At 72.2% G+C, this 23,244-nt stretch carries 19 protein-coding genes; 7 read left to right on the top strand and 12 right to left on the bottom strand.

The window, feature by feature from the left end:
- Positions 1-155: 155 nt before the first annotated feature.
- From A0J59_RS00270 to ahcY, 4 genes are all read right to left on the bottom strand, one after another.
- Entirely contained in the window at positions 156-815 is a 660-nt protein-coding gene (locus A0J59_RS00270) for a response regulator transcription factor (protein WP_047232210.1), read from the bottom strand.
- Positions 816-930: 115 nt separating this feature from the next.
- Complete coding sequence (locus A0J59_RS00265) at positions 931-2,451, bottom strand: sensor histidine kinase (RefSeq protein WP_082141077.1); 1,521 nt, start codon at positions 2,449-2,451, stop codon at positions 931-933.
- A gap of 92 nt (positions 2,452-2,543) precedes the next feature.
- Positions 2,544-3,161 carry a hypothetical protein gene (locus A0J59_RS00260; protein WP_047232128.1) on the bottom strand — a complete coding sequence of 206 codons (618 nt, stop codon included), beginning with the start codon at positions 3,159-3,161 and terminating at the stop codon, positions 2,544-2,546.
- Positions 3,162-3,195: 34 nt separating this feature from the next.
- Positions 3,196-4,758: an adenosylhomocysteinase gene (ahcY, locus tag A0J59_RS00255; protein ID WP_082918615.1), complete on the bottom strand. Its 1,563-nt coding sequence runs from the start codon at positions 4,756-4,758 to the stop codon at positions 3,196-3,198.
- 571 nt (positions 4,759-5,329) lie between these two features.
- Here ahcY and A0J59_RS00250 point away from each other — a divergent pair.
- From A0J59_RS00250 to A0J59_RS00235, 4 genes are all read left to right on the top strand, one after another.
- On the top strand, positions 5,330-6,688 hold the full coding sequence (locus A0J59_RS00250) for a glycine betaine/L-proline ABC transporter ATP-binding protein (protein WP_064314857.1): 1,359 nt from the start codon (positions 5,330-5,332) through the stop codon (positions 6,686-6,688).
- A complete protein-coding gene (locus A0J59_RS00245; protein WP_053370040.1) occupies positions 6,685-7,554 on the top strand; it encodes a proline/glycine betaine ABC transporter permease in 870 nt (289 codons plus the stop codon). The genes A0J59_RS00250 and A0J59_RS00245 overlap by 4 nt, the downstream gene beginning before the upstream one ends.
- A 103-nt stretch (positions 7,555-7,657) precedes the next feature.
- Positions 7,658-8,602, top strand: a complete 945-nt coding sequence (locus tag A0J59_RS00240; RefSeq protein WP_047232126.1) for a glycine betaine ABC transporter substrate-binding protein — start codon at positions 7,658-7,660, stop codon at positions 8,600-8,602.
- Positions 8,603-8,676: 74 nt separating this feature from the next.
- On the top strand, positions 8,677-10,836 hold the full coding sequence (locus A0J59_RS00235; protein ID WP_172819984.1) for an acyltransferase family protein: 2,160 nt from the start codon (positions 8,677-8,679) through the stop codon (positions 10,834-10,836).
- Between the two features lie 58 nt (positions 10,837-10,894).
- Here the strand turns inward: A0J59_RS00235 and A0J59_RS00230 are convergent, their stop codons facing one another.
- The 4 genes from A0J59_RS00230 to A0J59_RS00215 all read right to left on the bottom strand — a co-directional run bounded on the left by A0J59_RS00230 (position 10,895) and on the right by A0J59_RS00215 (position 16,532).
- Positions 10,895-12,892 (bottom strand): hypothetical protein, encoded by a 1,998-nt coding sequence (locus A0J59_RS00230; protein ID WP_064314856.1) that lies wholly within the window; start codon positions 12,890-12,892, stop codon positions 10,895-10,897.
- Positions 12,893-13,029: 137 nt separating this feature from the next.
- A complete protein-coding gene (locus A0J59_RS00225; RefSeq protein WP_172819983.1) occupies positions 13,030-13,782 on the bottom strand; it encodes an ABC transporter ATP-binding protein in 753 nt (250 codons plus the stop codon).
- On the bottom strand, positions 13,782-14,600 hold the full coding sequence (locus A0J59_RS00220) for an ABC transporter permease (protein WP_231581751.1): 819 nt from the start codon (positions 14,598-14,600) through the stop codon (positions 13,782-13,784). The genes A0J59_RS00225 and A0J59_RS00220 overlap by 1 nt, the downstream gene beginning before the upstream one ends.
- Positions 14,601-14,678: 78 nt before the next feature.
- The gene (locus tag A0J59_RS00215) at positions 14,679-16,532 is read right to left on the bottom strand and encodes a glycosyltransferase (protein WP_082918613.1); all 1,854 of its coding nucleotides are present in this window, start codon (positions 16,530-16,532) and stop codon (positions 14,679-14,681) included.
- Between the two features lie 270 nt (positions 16,533-16,802).
- On the opposite strand from A0J59_RS00215, the gene A0J59_RS00210 reads away from it, so the two are divergent.
- The 3 genes from A0J59_RS00210 to A0J59_RS00200 are packed head-to-tail and all read left to right on the top strand — an operon-like array spanning position 16,803 to position 19,604.
- Complete coding sequence (locus A0J59_RS00210; protein ID WP_064314854.1) at positions 16,803-18,377, top strand: methyltransferase domain-containing protein; 1,575 nt, start codon at positions 16,803-16,805, stop codon at positions 18,375-18,377.
- A 12-nt stretch (positions 18,378-18,389) separates the two neighbouring features.
- On the top strand, positions 18,390-18,623 hold the full coding sequence (locus A0J59_RS00205) for a DUF6752 domain-containing protein (protein WP_047232122.1): 234 nt from the start codon (positions 18,390-18,392) through the stop codon (positions 18,621-18,623).
- A 51-nt stretch (positions 18,624-18,674) separates the two neighbouring features.
- A complete protein-coding gene (locus A0J59_RS00200) occupies positions 18,675-19,604 on the top strand; it encodes a glycosyltransferase family 2 protein (protein WP_047232121.1) in 930 nt (309 codons plus the stop codon).
- Positions 19,605-19,675: 71 nt separating this feature from the next.
- Here A0J59_RS00200 and A0J59_RS00195 read toward each other — a convergent pair whose 3' ends face one another.
- The 4 genes from A0J59_RS00195 to rfbB form a co-directional block, all read right to left on the bottom strand.
- On the bottom strand, positions 19,676-20,374 hold the full coding sequence (locus A0J59_RS00195) for an NTP transferase domain-containing protein (protein ID WP_255364845.1): 699 nt from the start codon (positions 20,372-20,374) through the stop codon (positions 19,676-19,678).
- An 88-nt stretch (positions 20,375-20,462) separates the two neighbouring features.
- Positions 20,463-20,651: a Trm112 family protein gene (locus tag A0J59_RS00190; protein ID WP_047232120.1), complete on the bottom strand. Its 189-nt coding sequence runs from the start codon at positions 20,649-20,651 to the stop codon at positions 20,463-20,465.
- Positions 20,648-22,120: a phosphomannomutase/phosphoglucomutase gene (locus A0J59_RS00185; protein ID WP_064314853.1), complete on the bottom strand. Its 1,473-nt coding sequence runs from the start codon at positions 22,118-22,120 to the stop codon at positions 20,648-20,650. Before A0J59_RS00185 ends, A0J59_RS00190 begins: the two co-directional genes overlap by 4 nt.
- Positions 22,121-22,174: 54 nt before the next feature.
- The gene (gene rfbB, locus A0J59_RS00180; protein WP_053370046.1) at positions 22,175-23,170 is read right to left on the bottom strand and encodes a dTDP-glucose 4,6-dehydratase; all 996 of its coding nucleotides are present in this window, start codon (positions 23,168-23,170) and stop codon (positions 22,175-22,177) included.
- Positions 23,171-23,244 lie beyond the last annotated feature (74 nt).

Below are 23,244 nucleotides of genomic sequence, written 5' to 3'. Positions count from 1 at the left end.
ACAGGACGGCCACGGGATGCTCCAAGGTCGGCGTGCCCGGGAGGATCCCCGGTGCTCACCAGTCTCGAAACATCCTGTTCGTCCCGGTACGGGACGGTCCCCCGAGCCTCTCGCGGCGGACCACCCGGTCCGACGGGGGTTGTCCCCCGCCCCGCTCAGACCTTGAGGTAGCGCAGCACGGCGAGCACGCGGCGGTGGTCGCCCGCGTCCTGGGGCAGGCCGAGTTTGCCGAAGATCGACGTGACGTTCTTCTCGACCGCGCCGTAGGAGAGGAACAGCGCCTCCGCGATCGCGGAGTTCGAGCGCCCCTGCGCCATGAGCTCCAGGACCTCGGTCTCGCGCGGCGTGAGGCGTGCCAGCCCGTCGTCGGACCGCGAGGCGCCCATGAGCTGGCTCACGACCTCGGGGTCGAGCACGGTCTGCCCGGCCGCGATGCGCGTGAGCGCGTCGACGAACTCGCCGACGTCGGCGACGCGGTCCTTGAGCAGGTACCCGACGCCGCGCGCGCCCCCGGTGAGCAGCTCGCTCGCGAACCGCGTCTCGACGTACTGCGAGAACAGGAGCACGCCCAGGTCGGGGTACTCGGCGCGCAGCGCGAGGGCGGCGCGCAGGCCCTCGTCGGTGAACGTCGGGGGCATGCGGATGTCGACGACCGCGACGTCGGGCAGCGCGTCCTCGGCCGCGAGGCGGGCGACCCGCGCGACGAGCTCGTCGCCGTCAGCGACCGCCGCCACGACCTCGTGGCCACGGCGCGTGACGAGCGCGACGAGCCCGTCGCGCAGGATGGCGGAGTCCTCGGCGATGGCGAGCCGCATGGTGTCCTTCCGGTCGGGCGGGCCGTGCGACGGCCCCGGCGGGCGGGATGCCCCGGGGACATCGTGCCCGACGCCGTCCGCACGGACCGACAGGACACGGTCGTCCGTGCGCACGTCAGACCCGCACGGGGAGGAGGACCGTGACGACCGTCGGTCCGCCGACCGGGCTCGTGAGCTCGAACGTGCCGTCCACGGAGCGCACGCGCTCCGCGAGGCCCGCGAGGCCGGACCGCTGGCCGTCGGACCCGGGCTGCACGACGCGCGCGCCACCCTGACCGTCGTCGCGCACCCGCAGGCGCAGCCGCGCGCCGCGACCGCCCCCCTGCCGCTCGACGAGCACGTACACGCCCGTCGCCCGTGCGTGCTTGACCGCGTTCGTCACGAGCTCGGCGACGCAGAAGTACGCGATCGACTCCACGGCCGGCGCGAGCCGACCGGACGCCTCGACGGCGGGGTCGACGTCGACCGTGACCGGGAGCGGCGAGCGCGCCGCGAGCGTCTCCAGGGCGACGGCGAGCCCGTTGTCGAGCGCCGGCGGGTGGATGCCGCGCGCGAGCTCGCGGAGCTCGACGAGCGCCTCCTTGGTCGACGAGTGCGCGAGGTCCACGAGCTCGAGCGCCTCGTCCGGGTCGCCGCCCGCGGCGAGCTGCTCCTTGGCCTCCCCGAGCTGCATCGCGACGGCGACCAGGCGGGCCTGCGTCCCGTCGTGCAGGTCGCGCTCGATGCGCCGCAGCTTCGCGTCGGCGTCCTCGACGGTGCGGCCGCGCGACTCCTCGAGGTCGGCGACGCGCAGGCTCGAGAGGGTCGGGCCGAGCAGCGCGACGGTGAGCGCGCGGAAGAGCTGCGCGAATCCCCGCGTGATCTGCGCCCAGAGCCAGAGGAAGAGCAGGCCGACGACCACGAGGCCGAGCTGCCGCACCGGGGTGTCGACGAACCAGTCCGCGCCGAACGACGCACCGCGGTGCCACGACCCGTCGCTCGCCTGCTGGAGCGGGAGCCAGCGCGACCAGATCCAGTGCGTCGTCCCGCCGAGCCCGACGGCGAGGAAAACGGTGCTCACCACGAAGGACACGATCGCGAGGGGGAACGTGACGAGGAGGAAGAGCACGGCCCGCCAGCCGGTCCCGTCGCCGATGCCGCTCCACAGCGTGCTCCAGAACCCGCGGCGCCGGACGTACGGCGCGGGGGCGGCGACGTCGATGCCGAGCGCCGAGCGCGCCAGGGAGCGGTACATCGAGCCCCAACCGCGCCCGCCGACCACGACCCAGCCGGCGACGACGAGGCCGATGACCGGAACCAGCATCGCCACGAGGAAGACCACCGCGAACAGCCCGTAGGTGAAGGCGAACGGGGCGAGCAGGAGCACGAGCCACAGGTACCCGTAAGCGCGCCACGTCTGGCGGTGGAACGGCGCGCTCGCGAACGCGACCCGCTCACGGTGGTCGACGTACCGCGGGTCGGGCTGCGTGCCGGCGAACGTCGTCGCGTCCGTCACCGTCGCGGACGTCGCGGCGGCACCCGTCGCGGACGCGTCCGGAGTCGGCAGGAGGCCATGCGCGGGTCCCGCGGTCGGGGTGCCCGACGTCGGGTCGCCCGCGGGCACGACGCTCGGCTGGTCAGGGGTCACGGCAGTCATGCTGCCAGTCTGGGCGAGCCGCGGTCACGACGACAGGGTGGCCGCCGCCGCGCCGGGGTGGGGACAACCCCCGTGTCCCTGCGCGACGCGGGTCAGTGCAGGAGGTACTTGACGGCGATGACCACGCCCGCGAACGCGGCGGCGAGCAGGGTCTCCCCGACGAGGCGGCGGCCCCGGGCGCCCGCCCGGTAGGCGGCGAGGAAGCCGACGACGCCGAGGAGGAGCACGGTGAACCACACCGCGACCAGCGCCGCGTTCTCCACGTCGAGCCCGAACGCGGAGGCGAGCAGGTAGACCAGCATCCCGGGGACCGCACCGAGCAGCACCCCGACGTTGAGCCGGAGAGCCGTGAGGGTGCGGTCCCACAGGGAGTGCCCGCTGTCGTGGAAGCGCCCGCTGACCGCGTCCACGTAGCAGTGCGCGAGCCAGTACCCGACGGCGACGAGGCCCGTCGCGACGACCACCCGGTCGCCCGTCGGGGCGTGCACGCTCGACACCGCCATGACGAACCCTGCGACGATCGCGCCGTAGAGCAGGTCGTGGGGGGGCTCGCGCTCCCACCGGTCGCCGACCCGGTGCCACAGCGGCCGGACGCCCGGGGGCGGCCCCTCCGGCTCGCCGTCGACCGGCGGACCGGCCTGTCCCGCCGTGCCCCCGCCCGTCGAGGGCGAGGGCACGGCGGAGCGACGCTCGTCGGGCGACAGGTCCATGCGGCCTCCTCGTGGCGCGGGTGGTCGCCCGCGCTCAGTAGCGGTAGTGCTCGGGCTTGTACGGCCCCTCGACGGGGACGCCGAGGTAGTCGGCCTGGGACGGCGAGAGCTCGGTGAGCCGCACGCCGAGCGCGTCGAGGTGCAGGCGGGCCACCTTCTCGTCCAGCACCTTGGGCAGGCGGTAGACCTGGCGCGCGTACGACCGCTCGCGACCCTCGCGCTCGGCCCGCGTCGCGTCCTGGAACAGCTCGATCTGACCGATCACCTGGTTGGAGAACGAGTTGCTCATGACGAACGACGGGTGGCCGGTCGCGTTGCCGAGGTTGAGCAGGCGCCCCTCGGACAGCACGACGATCGAGCGCCCCGTCGGCTGACCGTCCGGCCCGGGCTCGGCGAACGTCCACTCGTGCACCTGCGCCTTGATCTCGGTGCGGGAGACGCCCGACACCTCGGCGAGACCCGCCATGTCGATCTCGTTGTCGAAGTGACCGATGTTGCCGACGACGGCCTTGTCCTTCATCGCGACGAGGTGCTCGGCGCGGATCACGTCCTTGTTGCCCGTGGTCGTGATGAAGAAGTCGGCCTCGCCGAGCACGTCCTCGATCCGGGCGACCTGGTAGCCGTCCATCGCGGCCTGGAGCGCGCAGATCGGGTCGACCTCGGACACGATGACGCGCGCGCCCTGCCCGCGGAACGCCTCGGCCGCGCCCTTGCCGACGTCGCCGTACCCCGCGACGAACGCGACCTTGCCGCCCATGAGGACGTCGGTCGCGCGGTTGATGCCGTCGGGCAGCGAGTGGCGGATGCCGTACTTGTTGTCGAACTTCGACTTGGTGACCGAGTCGTTGACGTTGATCGCCGGGAAGAGCAGCTCGCCGGCCTCGGCGAGCTGGTAGAGGCGGTGGACGCCCGTCGTCGTCTCCTCGGTGACACCCTGGAGCGCCTGGGCGATCGTCGTCCAGCGCAGGGGGTCCGCCTCGAGCGCGCGGCGCAGCACGGCGCGCACGACGTTCATCTCGTGCGTGTGGTCCGGCTCGCCCGGCAGCGTGTCCGGCGGGACGACGCCCGCGCGCTCGTACTGGAGGCCGAGGTGGACGAGCATCGTCGCGTCGCCGCCGTCGTCGAGGATGAGGTTCGGCGACTCGTCCCCGGGCCACACGAGGATCTGCTCCGTGCAGTCCCAGTACTCCTCGAGGCTCTCGCCCTTCCACGCGAAGACGGGCACGCCCTGCGGGTCCTCGGGCGTCCCGTGCGGCCCGACGACGACGGCGGCCGCGGCCTCGTCCTGCGTGGAGAAGATGTTGCAGCTCGCCCAGCGCACCTGCGCCCCGAGCGCGACGAGCGTCTCGATGAGGACGGCGGTCTGCACGGTCATGTGGAGCGACCCGGCGATCCGTGCCCCGGCGAGCGGCTGCGACTCCCCGTACTCGGCGCGCAGCGCCATGAGTCCCGGCATCTCGTGCTCGGCAAGGCGGAGCTGGTGACGGCCCGCCTCGGCGAGGGACAGGTCGCGGACCTTGTGGCGGCCGGGGACCTCGTCGAAGCCGGGGGTGGCCCCCGGGGTGCCGGTCGTCGGGGCTGGCGCTGTGGTGGACATGGTTCTCCTGTGCGTTCTCGGTGCCGGAAGGGCCGGTGGTACCGGCCGGTCCGGTGGTCGGCCGGTGGCTGCGCTGGGGGCTCCCGTCCGCGCCGGACGGGACCGCGGCCCGCCCGGTCCCAGCCTACCGACGACGGTGCCGACCGGCCCCGGCGACGGGGACACCCGGCGCGGGTCACACCGTTCGTCCGGCGCGCGCGCCCGGGCGCGCGCGTAACACGAATGCTTGACCATCTCAAGATCACAAAGGGATAACGATCCGTGATCGTCCGTCCTCCGCGCGGTTCCAACGATGTTCGGTCAAGAAACGTCCTGGATTGGTCCCCAGCGGCAGCCTCCTGGGTAGAAGTTGAACCTCGAATCAGGCAGGGTGCTGGAGTACCGATTGACGTCGGACCAGCATGTGGCCCGCTGCGCGCCGAGCGCGGAGGTCGCCCCCGGGCGCCCGACCGCGACGCGATCAGGGGCCACGTGCCGCGCTCCCGAGACGCCGCCGCCGGACCCCCCTCTGGCGCCGTCCTCGCGCGGGGCGTGCCGGTCCCCCGCACGGAAGGTGGCGAGACCCGCCCGCATGACTGCCCCCAGCATCACCCCGCCAGACAGCACCACCGCAGTACCCGAGCAGACCGAGCCGAGCACGACAGCGGCCGACGTCGCCGTCTCCGTCCGCGACGTCTACAAGGTCTTCGGGCGCCGGCCCGTCGAGGCCATCAGGCGCCTCGAGCAGGGCGCGTCCCGCGACGACGTCAAGTCGCTCGGGACCGCCGCGGTCATCGACGCGTCCTTCGAGGTCCGCCGCGGCGAGATCTTCGTCGTCATGGGCCTCTCCGGCTCCGGCAAGTCCACGCTCATCCGGATGCTCAACGGCCTGTGGAAGCCGACGTCCGGCCACGTGGTGGTCGGCGGGACCGACCTCGCGGCCACCGACGCCAAGCAGCTGCGCGCCCTGCGCCGCAGCAGCGTGAGCATGGTCTTCCAGCACTTCGCGCTGCTCCCCCACCGCACCGTGCTCGACAACGCCGCCTACCCGCTCGAGATCCAGGGCGTCGGCAAGGCCGAGCGCCGCGAGAAGGCCCGCACCGCCCTCGACCTCGTCGGGCTCGGCGGCTGGGAGGACTCGCTCCCGTCGCAGCTCTCGGGCGGCATGCGCCAGCGCGTCGGCCTCGCCCGCGCGCTCGCCGCCGACACCGACGTCCTGCTCATGGACGAGGCGTTCAGCGCGCTCGACCCGCTCATCCGGCGCGAGATGCAGGAGCAGCTCCTCGACCTCCAGCAGCGCCTCGGCAAGACGATCGTGTTCATCACGCACGACCTCAACGAGGCCATGCACCTCGGCGACCGGATCGCCGTCATGCGCGACGGGCGGATCGTCCAGATCGGCACGGCCGAGCAGATCCTCTCCGACCCGGCCAACGACTACGTCGCCCAGTTCGTCGCCGACGTCGACCGCACGCGCGTCCTCACCGCGTCGTCCGTCATGGTGCGCCCCGCGGTCGTCGTCCCCGTGAGCGGCGGGCCGCGCCAGGCGAGCCGCGCCATGCGCGAGGCGCAGGTCTCGGCCGCGTACGTCGTCGACCGCCAGCGCGTGCTGCACGGCGTCGTGCGCGACGACGACGCCGTCGCCGCGCTCAAGGCCGGCAAGGAGTCCATCGGGGACCTCGTGCACGACGGCGTCGCGCCCGTCTCCCCGGACACGCCGCTCGCGGAGATCTTCGCCCCCGCGGCCGAGTCCTCGCTCCCCGTGCCCGTGACCGACGCCGAGGGCCGCCTCGTCGGCGTCGTCCCGCGCGTCACGCTGCTCGAGGCCATGGTCCCGCCGGACCAGCCGCGCACCGGCGAGATCGACCTCGGCGCGCCGGCCGGGCAGGACGGGACCGTGGCGGACGCCGCCGTGAACTCCGACCTGACGACCGAGGGAGGTGCCGCGTGAACGACACCCTCGTCCCCCGCATCCCGCTCGGCGAGTGGGTCGACACGTTCGTCGACTGGATGACGACGACGTTCCGGCCGCTCTTCCGCTTCGTCAAGGACGTGCTCGTCGGCATCTACGACGGGCTGGACACCATCCTGTCGAGCCCGCCGTTCTGGGTCGTCGCGCTCGCGCTCGCCCTGCTCGCGCTCCTCGCCAAGGGCTGGAAGCTCGCGCTCGGGTCGCTCGTCGGGTTCGTCGTCATCGCCGGCGTCGACCAGTGGGACAACGCGATGGACACCCTCGCGCTCGTCCTGCTCTCCGCGGTCCTGGCGCTCGTCGTCGCGATCCCGCTCGGCATCTGGGCGGCGCGGAACGACCGCGTCTCCACGGTCGTGCGCCCGGTCCTCGACTTCATGCAGACCATGCCGGCGTTCGTCTACCTCATCCCGACCGTCGTCATCTTCCTCACCGGCCCCGTCCCGGGCATCATCGCGACGATCATCTTCGCCATGGCGCCCGGCGTCCGGTTCACCGAGCTCGGCATCCGGCAGGTGGACAAGGAGGTCGTCGAGGCGGGCCAGGCGTTCGGCTCGACCCCGGGGCGCATCCTGCGCCAGATCCAGCTCCCGCTCGCGCTCCCGACCATCATGGCCGGCGTCAACCAGGTCATCATGCTGTCGCTCTCCATGGTCGTCATCGCGGGCATGGTCGGCGCCGGCGGCCTCGGCAACGACGTCGTCGCCGCGCTCCAGCGCGTCAACGTCGCGCTCGGCTTCGAGGCCGGTCTGGCCGTCGTCATCCTCGCGATGTTCCTCGACCGCGTGACCTCGGCCCTCGGCGACCGCGCGCCCGTCTCGCGCGCCCTCGCCGCCGCGCGCGTCTGAGCGCGTCCCGCACCGTGCCCGGCCGCAGCGCCGGGAAGCCGCCCGCCGCGCCCCCGCCGTCGGGCACACCGACCGGGTCCGCCCGGACCCAGGGAAGGACAGCATGACCCCCGCACGTACCCGCACCACCCGCCGCACCGTCCGCCGCACCGCCGCCGTCGCAGCGACCGCCGTCCTCGGCCTCGCCCTCACCGCCTGCGCCTCCGACTCCGGTTCCGGCGGCTCGGACGGCGGCTCCACCGGGGAGGACGAGACGTCGGTCTCCATCGGCATCCCCTCCGGCTGGGACGAGGGCATCGCCGTCTCCCACCTGTGGACGGCGATCCTCGAGGAGGAGGGCTACGACGTCTCCTCCCAGACCGCCGACGTGGGCGTCATCTACACCGGCCTCGCCGGCGGCGACTTCGACGTCACGCTCGACGTCTGGCTGCCCTACACGCACGCCTCGTACGAGAAGGAGTACGGCGACGAGGTCACCGACCTCGGCTACTGGTACGACGACGCCAAGCTCACCATCGCAGTGAACGAGGACTCGCCCGCGCAGTCGCTCGAGGACCTCGCCGGCATGGCCGACGAGTACGGCAACAAGCTCGTCGGGATCGAGGCCGGCGCCGGGCTCACCGAGATCACCCAGGACCAGGTCGTCCCGACCTACGGGCTCGAGGGCATGGACTACTCCATCTCCTCGACCCCCGCGATGCTCGCCGAGCTCAAGGGCGCGACCGACGCCGGCGAGAACATCGCCGTCACCCTGTGGCGCCCGCACTGGGCCTACGACGAGTTCCCCGTCCGCGACCTCGAGGACCCCGAGGGCGCGCTCGGCGAGGCCGAGAAGATCCACATGTGGGGCTCGTCCGACTTCGAGGAGCGCTACCCGACGCTGACCAAGCTTCTCGGCGCCTTCACGCTGGACGACGAGCAGCTCTTCTCGCTCGAGAACATGATGTTCAACTCCGACGAGTACGCCGACGAGGCGGAGGCCGTCCAGGCCTGGCTCGAGGCGAACCCGACGTTCGTCGACGACCTCAAGGAGTCCGCGGGCGTCTGACGCCCGGAACAGAGCACGAGCGCGGCGGCCGCCTCCCGTACGGGGGGCGGCCGCCGCCTCTCTATCATCGTGCGGTGACCTCTCCCCAGACCGAGCTCCGCACGCACCCTCCGCGGCACGCCGCGCCCCGTGCGTCCGGCGGCACGCCCGCAGCGCCCCGGACGGACGTCCAGGCGCTCCGCGCGATCGCGGTCGGGGCCGTCGTCCTCAACCACCTGTGGCCGAGCCGGCTCCCGGGCGGCTACGTCGGCGTGGACGTCTTCTTCGTCATCTCCGGCTTCCTCATCACGTCGCACCTGCTCAAGGAGCTGCTGTCGACAGGGCGCGTCCGGCTCGCGACCTTCTACGCGCGCCGCGTCCGCCGCCTCCTCCCGGCGGCGCTCCTCGTCCTGGCGGTCTCCGCCGTCGCCGTCTGGGCCTTCCTGCCGTACACGGCGTGGTCACGCAGCGCGCAGGAGATCGCAGCGTCCGCGTTCTACGTCGAGAACTGGGCGCTCGCCGCGCGCTCCGTGAACTACTCCGCGCTCAACGACGACGCCACGGTGGCCCAGCACTACTGGTCGTTGTCGGTCGAGGAGCAGTTCTACCTGCTGTGGCCGCTCCTGCTGCTCGGCCTCTACCTCCTCGCCGTCCGAGGGGCGCGGGGGGCCTCCCGGCCGCGGCGCGTCGTCGCGACGGGGGTCCTCGTCGTCGGCGCGCTCTCGCTCGTGCTGAGCATCGTCATGACGGTGCGCTCCCCGAGCGAGGCGTACTTCGTCACCCCGGTCCGGTTCTGGGAGTTCGCGCTCGGTGGCCTCCTCGCGCTCGGTGCGACCCGGGTGCGGCTGAACGGCGCGGCGGCGAACGTGCTCGCCCTGGCCGGATTCGCGACGATCGCCGCCACCGCGCTCGTCTACGACCACGCCACGCCGTTCCCCGGCTGGCTCGCCGCGGTCCCCGCGCTCGGCACGGCCGCCGTGATCCTGGCGGGCACCGAGCGGCGTCCGCTGCTCCACGACCGGGTCACGGCGCTGCGCCCGGTCCAGGTCCTCGGCGACGTCTCCTACTCCGTCTACCTGTGGCACTGGCCCCTGATCGTCGTGGCTCCGTTCGCGCTGAGCCGGTCGCTCACGACCGTGGACAAGCTGGGCATCGCCGTCGCGTCCGTCGCGCTCGCGTGGGTCACCAAGGTCCTGGTCGAGGACAAGGGGCGGTCATGGCGCTGGGCGTCGGTCCGGCCGCGCCGGTCGTTCGTCCTCATGCTGGCGGGCATGGCGATCGTCGGCGCGCTCGCCCTGGGGCTGCACGCCGCCGCGGGACACTCCGCGGCCGAGGCGGAGCGCGCCGCGCAGGAGGCGGCGGCCGCCGACGCCGCGTGCCACGGGCCGGCCGCGCTCGCCCCCGGCGCGCCGTGCGACGACCCGTTCGGCCCTGCCGTCAACCCCGTCCTGGGCGAGGACAGCAAGTACTACGTCCTCGACCACCCGGACGCGTGCGGGCAGGCCGGGTCCTGGCTGGAGATCGACGGCACCAAGACGACCGTGCGGTGCGACTTCGGCGGCGGGCCCGACGCACCCCGGGTGTGGGTCATGGGCGACTCCCACGCGCAGCAGTGGCAGGCGCCGCTCCTGGAGATCGCCGACGAGCAGGGCTGGCAGGTGACGCTCAGCTTCTTGGGCGCGTGCCCGCCGGCCGACGTCGAGTACGTCGGGTACCGGGGGAACCCTGCGACCGGGGAGAAGCTCGCGCAGTGCGACGAGTGGCGCGACGCCGTGCACGACGAGATCTCGACCGAGAAGCCGGACATGGTGTTCACGTCGAGCTTCGCCCGCGCGGAGCAGGTCGACGACGGCACGGGCCGGAGCGCGACCGAGCAGTACGTCGCCGGGTTCCGCTCGTTCTGGCAGCCATGGCTCGAGGCGGGGACCGACGTGTACGTGCTCGGCGACCCGCCGATGAACGGCATGGTCCGCGACAAGGACTGCGCGATCCTCAATCCGGAGTCACCGATCGAGTGCGCGGTCGACCGGGGCGTCGCCCAGCCCGCGGACCCCATGCTCGAGGCCGCGAGCCGACCGGCGGACGGTCCAGGCAGCCTCGTCCCGGTCGACCTCACGGACCGCTTCTGCGACGCCGAGCGCTGCTACGCGGTGGTCGGCGGGCTGCCGGTGTACGCCGACCGCGACCACCTCAACAAGCAGTACGCGCTCGGGCTCGAGGACGAGATCGCCGGCATCGTCGCACGCCAGGGCTGACGAGAGGACCGCCGGTCGTCCCGGAGGGGGCCGCCGCGCGGCCGACGGTGCGGTCCGGTCATCCGTTCTTCGACGCGCGGTAGCCGGCCGCGCGCGCGGCGGCCGCCGTCGTGAAGCACTCCTCCGGCTTGGTCGCCGCGTAGTAGCGGCCACCCGGGACGTGGTAGATCATGCTGTTCCGGTTGCCCTTGATCGGCGCCCAGGAGGGGCAGTTCCAGGTGCTCACCGGCGTCGTGCGCGACGGTCGCGGCGGGGCCTTCACCGCGGCGGTGGCGGCGCTCGTGCGGGACGCGGTGACCCAGGCCGCCCTCTTGCCCGTCACGGTCACGGTGATCTTCTTGCCCTGGTCCGCGGCGACGAGCTTGTAGGTCGACCGGGTCGCGCCGGGGATGGCGACCCCGTTGCGCTTCCACTGGTAGCCGAAGGTCGCTGCGGGCGACCAGGCACCCGGCCGCACGGTGAGGGTCTTGGTGACCTGCGCCGTGCCGGCGATCACGGGGACGACCGTGCGCACGAACGCCCGGACGACCCCAGCCGTCGCGGCGCTGGTCGCGCTCCGCGCCGTGTACCCCGTCGCACGACCGGTGACCGTCACCGTGATCCGCTTCCCGTGGTCGGCGACGGCGAGCGTGTACGAGGTCTTCGTCGCCCCCTTGATGGCGACCCCGTTGCGCTTCCACTGGTAGGAGAGCGTGGGCTTCGGCGTCCACGTGCCCGCGGTGACCTTGAGCACGGACCCGACCCTCGCGGTCCCGGAGATCTTGACCGCTCCGGGAGCCAGGACACCGTCCGCGACCTTCGCGGTCGCCTTGCTCGTCACCGCACGGGTCGTATACCCGGCGTTCGTCCCCGTCACGGTGACGATGACGGTCTTGCCTCGGTCGGCGACGCGCGGGGTGAACGTCGCACCGGTCGCACCCGTCACCTTCGCCCCACCGACGGACCACTGGTAGGCCAGACGCGTGCCCGCCGTCCACGACCCCGCACCCACCGTGAGCCGCGAGCCGACGCGCGCGGTCCCCGACACGACAGGCATCGGCGCGATGAGCACACCGGCGACGACCTTCGCCGTCGCCGCGCTCGCGGCCTCGCGCGGCGCATAGCCCGGCGACGTCCCGGTGACGACGACGCTGAGCTGCTGACCGAGGTCGGCGGCCGAGGGCACGTAGGACACGCCCGTCGCCCCGCCGATCGCCGTCGTACCGCGACGCCACTGGTACGAGAACGTGGCCGACGGCGACCAGGTCCCGGGAGAGGCGACGAGCGTCGCGCCCACGCGGGCCGTACCGGTCACGACCGGCACCTGCGGGAGCAGCGTGCCCGCCGCGACGGTGACGGGCGCGCTCGACGACGTGCGCGTCGCATAGCCGGCCCTGGTCCCGGTCACCTCCACGACGAGCTCCCGACCCTCGTCCGCGGGCGAGGCGGTGTAGGCCGCGTCGAGCGCACCGTCGACGGGGACGCCGCCACGCAGCCAGCGGTAGGTCAGCGCGACGTCCTCGCCCCAGTCGACGACGGCGACCACCGTGCTCCCGACGGCGGCGGCACCCTCGACGACGGGGTCCGGTCCGGCGACGGTGCCCTCCACCACGGGGTCCGTCGCGGCGGTCACGCGGGTCACGGGCTCGGCACCGGGGAGGGAGCCGACGAGCTCCGCGTGCACGCGCGCCCCGACGAGCGCCGGCGGCAGCGCGAGGTCGGAGCCGACGACCCCGTCGAGCAGCGTCCCGTCGGCGTACCAGGAGACCGCGAGCTCGACGCCCTCCGGCCCCCACGGGTCGGAGGACACGCTCAGCGTCCCCCCGACGCGCGCCTCGCCGACGATGACCGGGTCGGTCGCGGGCGCGATCACGACGTCCGCCACGTCGGGCGTGGTCGCGTCCGTCTCGTCAGGGGCGATCACCTCGCCCGTCCCGGGCTCGACGACGAGCGCCGCGGCCGGCTCGTGAGCCACCGCGGGGACCGCTGCCAGAGGGGCGAGGACGAGCGCGGCGACGAGGGCAGGGACGACCAGCCGGCGACGGGACGACGCGGCGTCGTGCGAGATGATGACCACGAGAGCTCCAGGCGGTGGCGGGTCCGGTCGGCCTGACCGGCGAGAGAACCGTAGTGGACGGCGGAGCGCTCACGGCCCCCGTAGCCTCGATCTGCGCGGAATTCACCCGCGCCCACGACATCGTTCCGGTCGCGGTGTCAGTGCTCCCGCGCGTACTGCTCCAGGACGTCGTCGAGCGGCCCGTCGGCGCGCAGCTCACCACCGCGCAGGTAGAGCCCGCGGGTGCAGAACCTCCGCAGGTCGTCGTTGTTGTGCGAGACGAGGAACAGGGTGCGCCCGGCGGAGAGCAGCTCGCCGATCCGCTGGTAGCACTTGTCGCGGAACGCCTTGTCCCCGACCGCCAGGACCTCGTCCACGAGCAGGATGGGGCCGTCGAGCTGCGAGACCACGGAGAAGGCGAGACGGACCTGCATCCCCGAGGAGTAGTGCCGGTACGGCGAGTCGAGGAACTTGTGGATCTCGGCGAAGTCGACGATCTCGTCGAAGCGCTCGTCGATCTCCTTCTTCGACATCCCGTGCAGGCCCGCGGCGAGGTAGATGTTCTCCCGGCCCGTGAGGTCGGGGACGAACCCTCCCGTGATCTCGATGAGCGGGGACACGTCGGCCTTGACCGTCGCCCGGCCCTCGTCGGGGAGGAGGACGCCCGTCACGACCTTGAGGAGGGTCGACTTGCCCTGCCCGTTCCGACCGATCACGCCGATCGCCTCGCCCGGCGAGACGTCGAACGAGACGTTGCGCAGAGCCCAGAACGAGTCGCGGGCCGGTCCCTTGTCACGGCGCAGGATCATCTGCCGCAGGCCCGCGCTGCGGCGGCCGCGGTCGAACTGCACGCCGACGTCCTTCACCGAGATGATGGGGTCGGGCAGCCCGGAGAACGTGGTCGCTGCCATCACAGCTCCTTCAGCATGGAACGCTCGGTCCGCGCGAAGACGATCCAGCCGAGCACGAGGGTGAACACCGAGACCCCGCCGGCGATCGCGATCGCGTCCCAGTGCACGGCGTCGGGGAAGAACCCCGCCCGGAACGCCGTGATGATCCCGCTCATGGGGTTGAGCAGGTAGAGCGTCTTGAGGAGCTGCGGGATGTTCGCGTTGTAGACGTCCTGGATCCCGTACAGCACGGGCGACGCGTAGAAGAGCACGCGCATCGCGACCCGGATGAGCGGCTCGATGTCGCGCAGGAGCACCTGCAGCGGCGCCAGGAGGAGACCGACCCCGGCGAGCAGGACGAGCTGCATGAGGATCGCCACGGGGAAGAGCCAGATGTGGCCGTTGATCTCCGGCTGGAAGATGAGGAGGAACACCGCGAGCACCGGCATCGAGAACCCGAACTCCACGGTCTTCGACATCACCACGCGCAACGGCCAGACCTCACGGGGAAGCCGGGTCGACCGCACCAGGCGGGAGTCGTGCTGGAGCGAGTTCGCGCTGTCGCCCACGCAGTTCTGGAACCAGGTCCAGGGCAGCAGCGCGGCCAGCAGGAAGATGATGTAGGGCTCTTCCCCGACCGAGCGCGGGAAGATCTTGGTGAAGACGAACCAGTAGACGGCCGCCATGAGCAACGGGTCGAGGATCGACCAGAAGTACCCGAGCAGCGAGTCCGCGTACCGGACCTTGAGGTCACGCCGGACCAGGAGGCCCAGGACGGAACGGGCCTTCCACAGCGCCATCGGCCTGTTCACGGCCGCGACGACGCCTGTATCACTCACTTGTTCCTCCACGCGCTGGACGCCTCGCACCCGAGGCCGTCGCACACCCTACCGTCGCGGGAACCCGCGGACGGACGGTCAGTCGTCGCCATCGGTGATCCCGATCGTCGCGCGCCATGCCGAGGGGGCGACGAGCGCCGACGCCTGGTCGCGGTACGCCTTCTGCACCTCGGGCCAGCGCCGCTTGAGCTCGCGGTGCAGCGCGAGCGACTCCCGCCAGAGCGCGACGAAAGCCTTGCGGTCTCGCACGTACCAGTTCCCCGTGCGGTCCTCGCCGGCCAGGACGAGCACGCTGTCGTACCGCGGAAGCTCCCACCAGACCCCCTGGCCCCGCTCGAGCTGGGCGTCGGGGCGGCTCCGCTTCTCGGGGCGCACGGGGACGAGGAGCTGGCGTGCGACGGAGCGCAGCGTGAAGACCGCGAGCGCCGCACCTCGGGGACCGTGCTTGCGGGCGGTGGGCGGCACGTCCTTGCGGGCCGGCACGGGGGCCGGGGCGTCGACGGTGTAGCTCCTGGCCTCGCCGAACTCCTTGGCCAGCGCCCGCAGCTCGCCGAGCCGCGTCCCCATCGTCGCGTGGAGCTCGCCCGGGCCCTTCAGCACGTCGCGGAGGGCCGCGTTGCGGAGCGTCACGGCGTAGTACTGCATCGAGAGGAGGTGCTTGAGGTTGAGCCGGCTGCTGTCCGCGAGCAGCGCGCCGCCGTGCTCCTCGCCCGAGTGGATCAGCCCCGAGACCACGCGGTTGCGGGCGTGGAAGTACGCCTGCCAGTCGATCGCGTCGTCCTTGTCCTGCCACGTGATGTGCCACAGCGCGACGCCCGGGAGCGAGACCGTCGGGATGCCCGCCGCCTTGGCGCGCAGCCCGTACTCCGCGTCGTCCCACTTGATGAAGTACGGCATCGACAGCCCGATCTCGCGGACGACCGCCGTCGGGATCAGGCACATCCACCAGCCGTTGTAGTCGGCGCGCGGCCTGCGGTGCAGCCAGCGCGTCGCGCGCAGCGACTCGTCCGAGAAGTCCACGAGACGGTGGTCGGGGTCCGCGGGGCCCCACATGAAGTTGGACTGCTGCACGATCTCGCTCACCGCGTGCAGGTTGGTGGGGCGGTACATGTCGAACATGTGTCCGCCGACGATGGTGGGCCGCGAGCAGGCGTCCGCGAAGCGCACGGCGCGGAAGATGCTCTCCGGCTCGACCGCGACGTCGTCGTCGAGGAGCATGACGTGCGTGGAGCCGAGCGCGACCGCCTCGAGCATGCCGCGCGAGAAGCCGCCCGAGCCGCCGAGGTTGGGCTGGTCCACGATCTTCAGGCGGTCCCCGAGGCCTTCGCGCGCCTCCTCGAAGCCCGGCTCCGCCGCGACCTTCTGGGTGCCCTGGTCCACGACCACGACGCGATCCAGCACCTGCCGCACGTCCTCGTCGGAACCGAGCGCGCGCAGCGTCCGCACGCAGTAGTCGGGCTTGTTGAAGGTGGTCACGGCCACCGTCACCGTGCCGTCCGCCGAGGGACCGTCGACCTCCCATCGTCCTGGACCGATCTCGACGTCCGTGGACGCCGTGATCTCGAACCAGCACCAGCCGCCGTCGGCCGAGCCCGCCGTGGCCACGTCCAGCCGGACGGTCTGCTCGCCGTCGAACCGGACGGCCTCGAGCCGCGTGGCGTGCCCGCGCGCGTCTGTCCGCACGAGGCGGACCTGCCCACGTCCCGCGAGCTCGATCTCCAGCGTCACGGTCTTCACCGCGGTGTTCGCCGCCCAGTGCATCAGGGGGAAGGCGTTGAAGTACGAGGCGAACGACACGTCGCTCCCGGCGACGAGACGAGCCGTGCGACGCGACACGACGTCGATCGACGACGTCGCTCCACGGGGGCTCTCGACGTACAGCGGGAGCTTGTCCAGGTCCGTGGGGTAGACGACGTGCTGGACGGTGATCACGGTGGGCGCCTCGCAGGATGGGTCGAAGATCCGGACGGCCGAAGACGTGCGCAGCGCCCGCTGGGGCGGCGCGTCGGCCCGATGGCACAGGCTACCGGCCCGACCGCTCGGGACGGGCGAAATCGGCCTGGTTCACAGAATGTGCAGATCGCGTTCACGAACGCGTCGGTGACGCGTCCGCCGGACGACGCTGGCGTAAACTCGGGTCGGCCTCGGGGCGGTCCACCCGCTCCCGCGGCACTCCTCGAGACCCCGATCCGAAGGGCCCCCATGCCGCGTCGTCCCGCCACGACGTCCCGCGAGCTGCGCGCGAGCCGCACCCGTCTTCGCCTCCCCGCACGCGTCCCGGACCATGTCTCCTCCCTGGACGTCCTCCTCAACGGTCACCGGGTGTGGTCGATCGACCTCGTCTCGGACGACGCGGTCCGCGAGCGTCTCGACCACCCGTGGCCCGCACCGATCACGCCGTTCCTCGACGGCACGGCGCGCATCGACGTCGCCGACTCGACGACCGGGGACGTCCTGTGGAGCACCTCCGTCCGGTTCGGCAGGAGCGAGCGGCCCGTCGAGGTCGTGGACGCCCTGGGACGCCACGTCGCGCTCAACAAGTGGGGGCGGCTGGGCAAGACGTTCGACGGTGCGGACGAGGGCTTGCAGCAGCGTCTGCTCGACCGCCTGGACGTGCTCGTCGATCTCCTGCACGCGCTCGGCCTGCGGCCCTTCGTGGTCGGCGGCACGCTGCTCGGCGCCGTCCGCTCGGGCCACATCCTGCCGCACGACGACGATGCCGACCTCGCCTACCTGTCGGAGCTGAGCCACCCCGCGGACCTCTCCCTGGAGAACGCCCGGATCGCGGCCGACCTCACGTCGCGGGGGTACGAGATCGTCCGGCACAGCAACGCGCACCTGCAGATCACGTTCCGCCGCGACGACGGTCTCGTCGACGGCTACATCGACATCTTCACGGCGTTCTTCACGCCGGACGGCCAGATCAACCAGCCGTTCCACGTGCGCGGGCCGATGCGCCAGGACTCGATGCTGCCGTTCTCGACCGTCACGCTCGAGGGTCGCTCGTACCCGGCACCGGCCGTCCCGGAGGACTGGCTCGTCGTCAACTACGACGAGAACTGGCGCACGCCGCTCCCGGGCTACAAGCTCCGGACCCCGCGCGCGACGGCCCGCCGCTTCCGCAACTGGTTCGGCTCGTACAACTTCCAGCGCGACTTCTGGGAGGACCGCTACCTCTACGACCCGACGAGCGGGAGCGGCACGGACCTGCGCGGTGCGGACGCCCTGCTCGCCCGCACGGACGACGGCGACGTGGTGGTCGACCTGGGCTGCGGAGCCGGTGCGGCGGCACGGCACCTGGCCGCGCACGGTCGTCGGGTCGTCGGCGTCGACTACGCCGAGTCCGCGCTGCTGCGCGCCCGCGGCCTCACCGACGACGCCGAGGCGGAGCGGGTCACGTGGCTGCGTCGCAACCTCATCGACTTCCGCGAGGCCGCGGACGTGATCGCCCTCCTCGCCGAGGAGGAGGGCCGTGTCCACGTGCTCGCCAACCACCTGCTGGAGCGTCTCGGGCACCACGGCAGGGCCACCGTCTGGCGTACCCTGCGCCAGTACGCACGAGCCGGGAGCGTCGTGGCGCTCGTCGTCGACACGGTGCCGGACCCCGAGGTGACGTTCCGCGACCCGACGACCTGGCACCTGACGCTCGAGGAGATCGAGCAGGAGCTCGCCCCTCTGGGGCTCTCCCTCGACGGGACGACGCCCCTGCGCGGGACCGCACGCGACGACGTCCGGCGACCCGTGCTCACCTACCTGACCACCGCAGCCCAGAGCTGAGACGAGGACGACATGAAGCAGAAGATCATCGCCGTCGGCGACCGCGTGGCGCCTTCCCTCATGGCACGCCTGCGGGGCAAGCCGCTCCCGAACCACGCGCAGGTGCTCGAGGAGCTGGCGCAGCTGCGCGAGGACGTGCGCGACCTGCGCGCGGAGATCGACGAGTGCCGCCGGGACAACGTCCGCATCGCCGAGCTGACCGACATCGTCGAGGCGCGGCTCGCCGCGCCCCGGTCGGTGGACTGACCGACCCGCGCCGCCCCGGCCCCCACCTCGACGGAACAGCGAGCACTCCCCATGACCCAGACCCCCCACGTGGCAGCAGTCGTCGTGACGTTCAACCGTCTCGAGAAGCTCAAGAAGGGCATCGCCGCGATCCGCGCGTCGAGCGTCCCCCCGCAGACGATCCTGCTCGTCGACAACGACTCCACGGACGGCACGGGCGACTACCTGCGCACCATCGCGGACGACGAGGACATCCACGTCCTGTCGCTGCCGAAGAACGTCGGGGGCGCCGGCGGGTTCGCCGCCGGCCTTCGCCGCGCCCACGAGCTCGGGGCGGACTTCTTCTGGATCATGGACGACGACTGCTACCCGGAGCCGGACGCGCTCGAGCGGCTCCTCGACGAGCACCGTGCGGTCGAGGAGCACGTCCACGACCGCGTGCCCTTCGCCTGCTCCGTCGTCAAGTTCGTCGACGGTCAGCTGTGCGAGATGAACGAGGCCGTGACCACCTGGGACTGGCCCCGCTACCTGGTGCAGGGACTCAACGCAGTCAAGGTCCGCGAGTGCACGTTCGTCTCCGTCCTGCTGCCCCGGTGGACGGTCGAGGAGCACGGGCTGCCCCTGGCCGAGTACTTCATCTGGTACGACGACAAGGAGTACACGAAGCGCCTGTCGGGCCGCACGCGTCCCGGCATCCAGGTGCTCGACAGCTACGTCGTGCACGACATGGGCGACAACAAGGGCGTCAACTACGGCCAGATCACCGCGCAGAACGTCTGGAAGTTCAAGTACGGCGCGCGCAACCAGTCGTCGTACCGCTGGCACTACGAGGGCAAGCTCTCGTGGATCACCTACGTGAAGAACGTGGTCGGCAAGATGCGCCAGGGCGGGGTCTCCCGCAGCCTCCAGGTCCAGATGGTCCGGCAGCTCCTCGCCGGCATCCGCTTCAACCCGCAGCCCCAGTTCCCCCGGACGTCGCCGAAGGCGCCGAGCGCGAGCTGACGCCGAGCAGACGAAGGGCCGGTCTCCCCCCGTGCGGAGACCGGCCCTTCGCGCGTCCTGGGACGGTCCTCTCAGAGGAACTCGTTCGCCCGCTCGAGGTCCTCGGCAAAGTCCACCTCGACGGCGTACAGGTCGGAGACGTCGACGGGGACCACGTGGAGCCCGTCCTTCTCGATCGCGACCTCGACGCCGCGCTCGAAGTAGTCCTGGTCGCCGACCTCGGCGAGCCGCGTCACGAGCGCGGCCTTGTCGGCAGGGGCGACGAAGTTGATGCCGACCGCCTCGCCGAGCGCCCCCTGGACGGTCTTCGAGAGCTCGTCGATCCGGCCGTCGGCGTCGACGGTGTACTTGACCTCCTCGTCGCCGACCGCCGCCGTGTTGACGCTGACGAACGACTGCCCCGACTCGATGTACGGCTTGAGCCGCTCGAGGACGCGCGGGTCGAAGACGACGTCGCCGTTCATCCACAGGACCCCGCGGTCGCCAGTCACGCGCAGCGCCTTGAGCAGGCTCTTGGACGTGTTCGTCTGGTCGTAGATCTCGTTGTACGCGAACGTCACGTCGGGTGCCGCCTCGAGGATCTGCTCGAGCTTGAACCCGACGACGACGAGCACCTGGACGTCGCGGCCGAAGGCGCCGCGGACGTTGCCCAGCTGCTGGGCGAGGATCGTGCGCCCGTCCTTGAGCTCGGTCAGCGGCTTGGGGAACGGCCGCCCGAGGCGGGTCCCCATCCCGGCGGCCAGGATGACGACCTGGGGCGCGTTGCTCACGGTGTGTCCTTTCGTCTCTCGCTCCGGCTCGCCGACGAGCGGAGCACCGGACCGACTCTACCGACTGCGCCCCTCCTGTCCGGCCGCGTCACAGCTCGCGCGCGTCGTCCTCCAGCAGGACCGGGATGCCGTCGCGCACCGGGTACGCGAGCGGGCGGTCGGTATCCGTGGAGTGCAGCTCCGGCTCTCCGGACGGGCCGGTACCGTCCACGAGGCGGGCGCCGGTCACGGGACAGCGCAGGGCCTCGCGCACCCAGGGGTCGATCTGCAGGCTCATGCTCGCTCCTCGTCGTCGTGGGTGCGCACGAGCGACAGGACGTCGTCGCGCACCTTCTCCATGATGTCCTCGTCGGCCGCCTCGACGTTGAGCCGCAGCAGCGGCTCGGTGTTCGACGCACGGAGGTTGAACCACCACTGCGGGTGGGAGTCCCAGTGCGAGACGGTCAGCCCGTCGAGCTCGTCGACCTCGACCGGACCACCGCCCTGCTGCGTCACGTAGGCCTCGACGACGCGCGCACGGGCAGCGGGCACGTCGGCCACGGTCGAGTTGATCTCCCCCGAGGCGACGTACGGCTCGTACATCTCCCCCAGCGCCGACAGCGGGTGCGGCTGCGACCCGAGCGCGGCGAGCACGTGCATCGCCGCGAGCATCCCCGTGTCCGCGAAGAAGAAGTCGCGGAAGTAGTAGTGCGCGCTGTGCTCGCCGCCGAACACGGCGTCGTTCTCGGCCATCTGCGCCTTGATGAACGAGTGCCCGACGCGCGTGCGCACGGTCCGGGCGCCCGCGGCACCGAGGAAGTCGGGGACGGCGCGCGAGGTGATGAGGTTGTGGATCACGGTCGGCGTGCGCCCCGCCTCGACCTCCTTGGCGACCTCGCGCAGCCCGACGAGCGCCGTGATCGCCGATGGCGACACCGGGTCGCCGTGCTCGTCGACGACGAAGCAGCGGTCCGCGTCGCCGTCGAACGCGAGCCCGAGATCGGCGTCGTGCTCCACGACGGCGGCCTGGAGGTCGAGCAGGTTCTTCGGGTCGAGCGGGTTCGCCTCGTGGTTCGGGAACGTGCCGTCGAGCTCGAAGTACAGCGGCACGACGTCGAGCGGCAGCGCGGGCAGGCCCGCGCCGGTGCCCAGGACGGCCGGCACGGTGTGGCCCCCCATCCCGTTCCCGGCGTCGACCACGACCTTGAGCGGCCGGATCCCCGACAGGTCGACGAGCGAGCGCAGGAACGTCGCGTAGTCGGCGAGCGTGTCGCGGTCCGTGACCGATCCCGGCTCGTCCGCGGCGGCCGGGAGGCCGTCGTCGAGATACCCCTCCGCGAGCCGGCGGACCTCCGCGAGCCCCGAGTCCTGACCCACCGGGCGCGCCCCCGCGCGGCACAGCTTGATCCCGTTGTAGACGGCCGGGTTGTGGCTCGCCGTGAACATGGCGCCCGGTACGCCCAGCGCGCCGGACGCGTGGTAGAGCCCGTCCGTGGAGCACAGGCCGATCCGCACGACGTCGACCCCGGCCTCCGTGAGTCCGGCGGCGAACGCGTCCACGAGCTCGGGCCCGGAGTCGCGCATGTCGTGCCCGACGACGACGCGCGCCCGGCCCGGCGCGTCGTCGGCACCGCCGCTCGCCTCGGGCAGGACCACGGTCCGGGCGAACGCGGCACCGATGGCCTTCGCCACCTGGGGGTTCAGCTGGTCCGGGACGGTGCCGCGGACGTCGTACGCCTTGATGAGGTGGGAGAGGTCGGTCGTCACGCGCCCCAGCCTATCGGCGCCCGCGTCCGTCGCCGCCGGTCGGCGGCGCGCCCGCTACTGCCCACCGGCCGCGTACCGCGCCTCGGTGCGCGCCTTCGCGGGGCGCCACCACGCCTCGTTGTCGCGGTACCAGTCGACCGTGCGGGCGATCCCCTCGGCGAACGACGTGTAGCGCGGCGCCCAGCCGAGCTCGGTGCGCAGCCGCGTGGCGTCGATCGCGTAGCGCAGGTCGTGCCCGGCTCGGTCGGCGACGAGGTCGTAGTCGGCGCGGTCACGCCCGAAGATCTCGAGCAGGTCACCCACGACGTCGAGGTTGGACCGCTCGCCGTCCGCCCCGACGAGGTACGTCTCGCCGACGACACCTCGCTCGACGATCGCCCACACGGCGTCGTTGTGGTCGTCCACGTGGATCCAGTCCCGGACGTTCTGGCCCGCGCCGTACACCTTGGGCCGACCACCGTCGAGGAGGTTGGTGATCTGCCGCGGGATGAACTTCTCCACGTGCTGGTACGGGCCGTAGTTGTTGGAGCAGTTGGAGATCGTCGCGCGCACGCCGAACGAGCGCACCCACGCCCGCACGAGCAGGTCGCTCGACGCCTTGGTCGACGAGTAGGGCGAGGACGGGTCGTACGGCGTGGACTCGGTGAAGCGGGCCGGGTCGTCGAGCTCGAGGTCCCCGTAGACCTCGTCGGTCGAGACGTGGTGCAGCCGGACCCCGTGACGACGCACGGCCTCGAGGAGGGTGAACGTCCCGAGGACGTTGGTCCGGACGAACGGTGCCGGGTCGGCGAGCGAGTTGTCGTTGTGCGACTCGGCGGCGAAGTGCACCACGAGGTCCGTGGACCCGACGAGCCGGTCCACGACGGCGGCGTCGGCCACGTCCCCGACCTCCAGCGCCACCCTGTCGCGCACGGGGTCCAGCGACCGCTCGTCGCCCGCGTAGGTGAGGGCGTCGAGCACGACGACGTCGACGTCGGGCCGCGTCTCGACCGTGCGTCGCACGAAGTTCGCCCCGATGAAGCCGGCCCCGCCGGTCACGAGCACCCGCACCGACGACCTCCTCGACCCGTTCCCCTGCCGCCCGCGAGTCTAGCGACGGAGGTCCGCGCGCACCGGCGCGTCGC

The sequence above is a fragment of the Cellulosimicrobium sp. I38E genome (assembly GCF_001647255.1).
GTDB classification, from domain to species: domain Bacteria; phylum Actinomycetota; class Actinomycetes; order Actinomycetales; family Cellulomonadaceae; genus Cellulosimicrobium; species Cellulosimicrobium cellulans_E.
The sequence above is the reverse complement of the archived record's forward strand: the minus strand, read 5'-3'. Positions and strand labels throughout refer to the sequence as shown.

Bases quoted from the DNA above. Each gene is read 5' to 3' on its own strand.
- A0J59_RS00270 (WP_047232210.1), bottom strand. From the start codon at position 815: ATGCGGCTCGCCATCGCCGAGGACTCCGCCATCCTGCGCGACGGGCTC.
- A0J59_RS00265 (WP_082141077.1), bottom strand. From the start codon at position 2,451: ATGACTGCCGTGACCCCTGACCAGCCGAGCGTCGTGCCCGCGGGCGAC.
- A0J59_RS00260 (WP_047232128.1), bottom strand. From the start codon at position 3,161: ATGGACCTGTCGCCCGACGAGCGTCGCTCCGCCGTGCCCTCGCCCTCG.
- ahcY (WP_082918615.1), bottom strand. From the start codon at position 4,758: ATGTCCACCACAGCGCCAGCCCCGACGACCGGCACCCCGGGGGCCACC.
- A0J59_RS00250 (WP_064314857.1), top strand. From the start codon at position 5,330: ATGACTGCCCCCAGCATCACCCCGCCAGACAGCACCACCGCAGTACCC.
- A0J59_RS00240 (WP_047232126.1), top strand. From the start codon at position 7,658: ATGACCCCCGCACGTACCCGCACCACCCGCCGCACCGTCCGCCGCACC.
- A0J59_RS00225 (WP_172819983.1), bottom strand. From the start codon at position 13,782: ATGGCAGCGACCACGTTCTCCGGGCTGCCCGACCCCATCATCTCGGTG.
- A0J59_RS00210 (WP_064314854.1), top strand. From the start codon at position 16,803: ATGCCGCGTCGTCCCGCCACGACGTCCCGCGAGCTGCGCGCGAGCCGC.
- A0J59_RS00205 (WP_047232122.1), top strand. From the start codon at position 18,390: ATGAAGCAGAAGATCATCGCCGTCGGCGACCGCGTGGCGCCTTCCCTC.
- A0J59_RS00200 (WP_047232121.1), top strand. From the start codon at position 18,675: ATGACCCAGACCCCCCACGTGGCAGCAGTCGTCGTGACGTTCAACCGT.
- A0J59_RS00190 (WP_047232120.1), bottom strand. From the start codon at position 20,651: ATGAGCCTGCAGATCGACCCCTGGGTGCGCGAGGCCCTGCGCTGTCCC.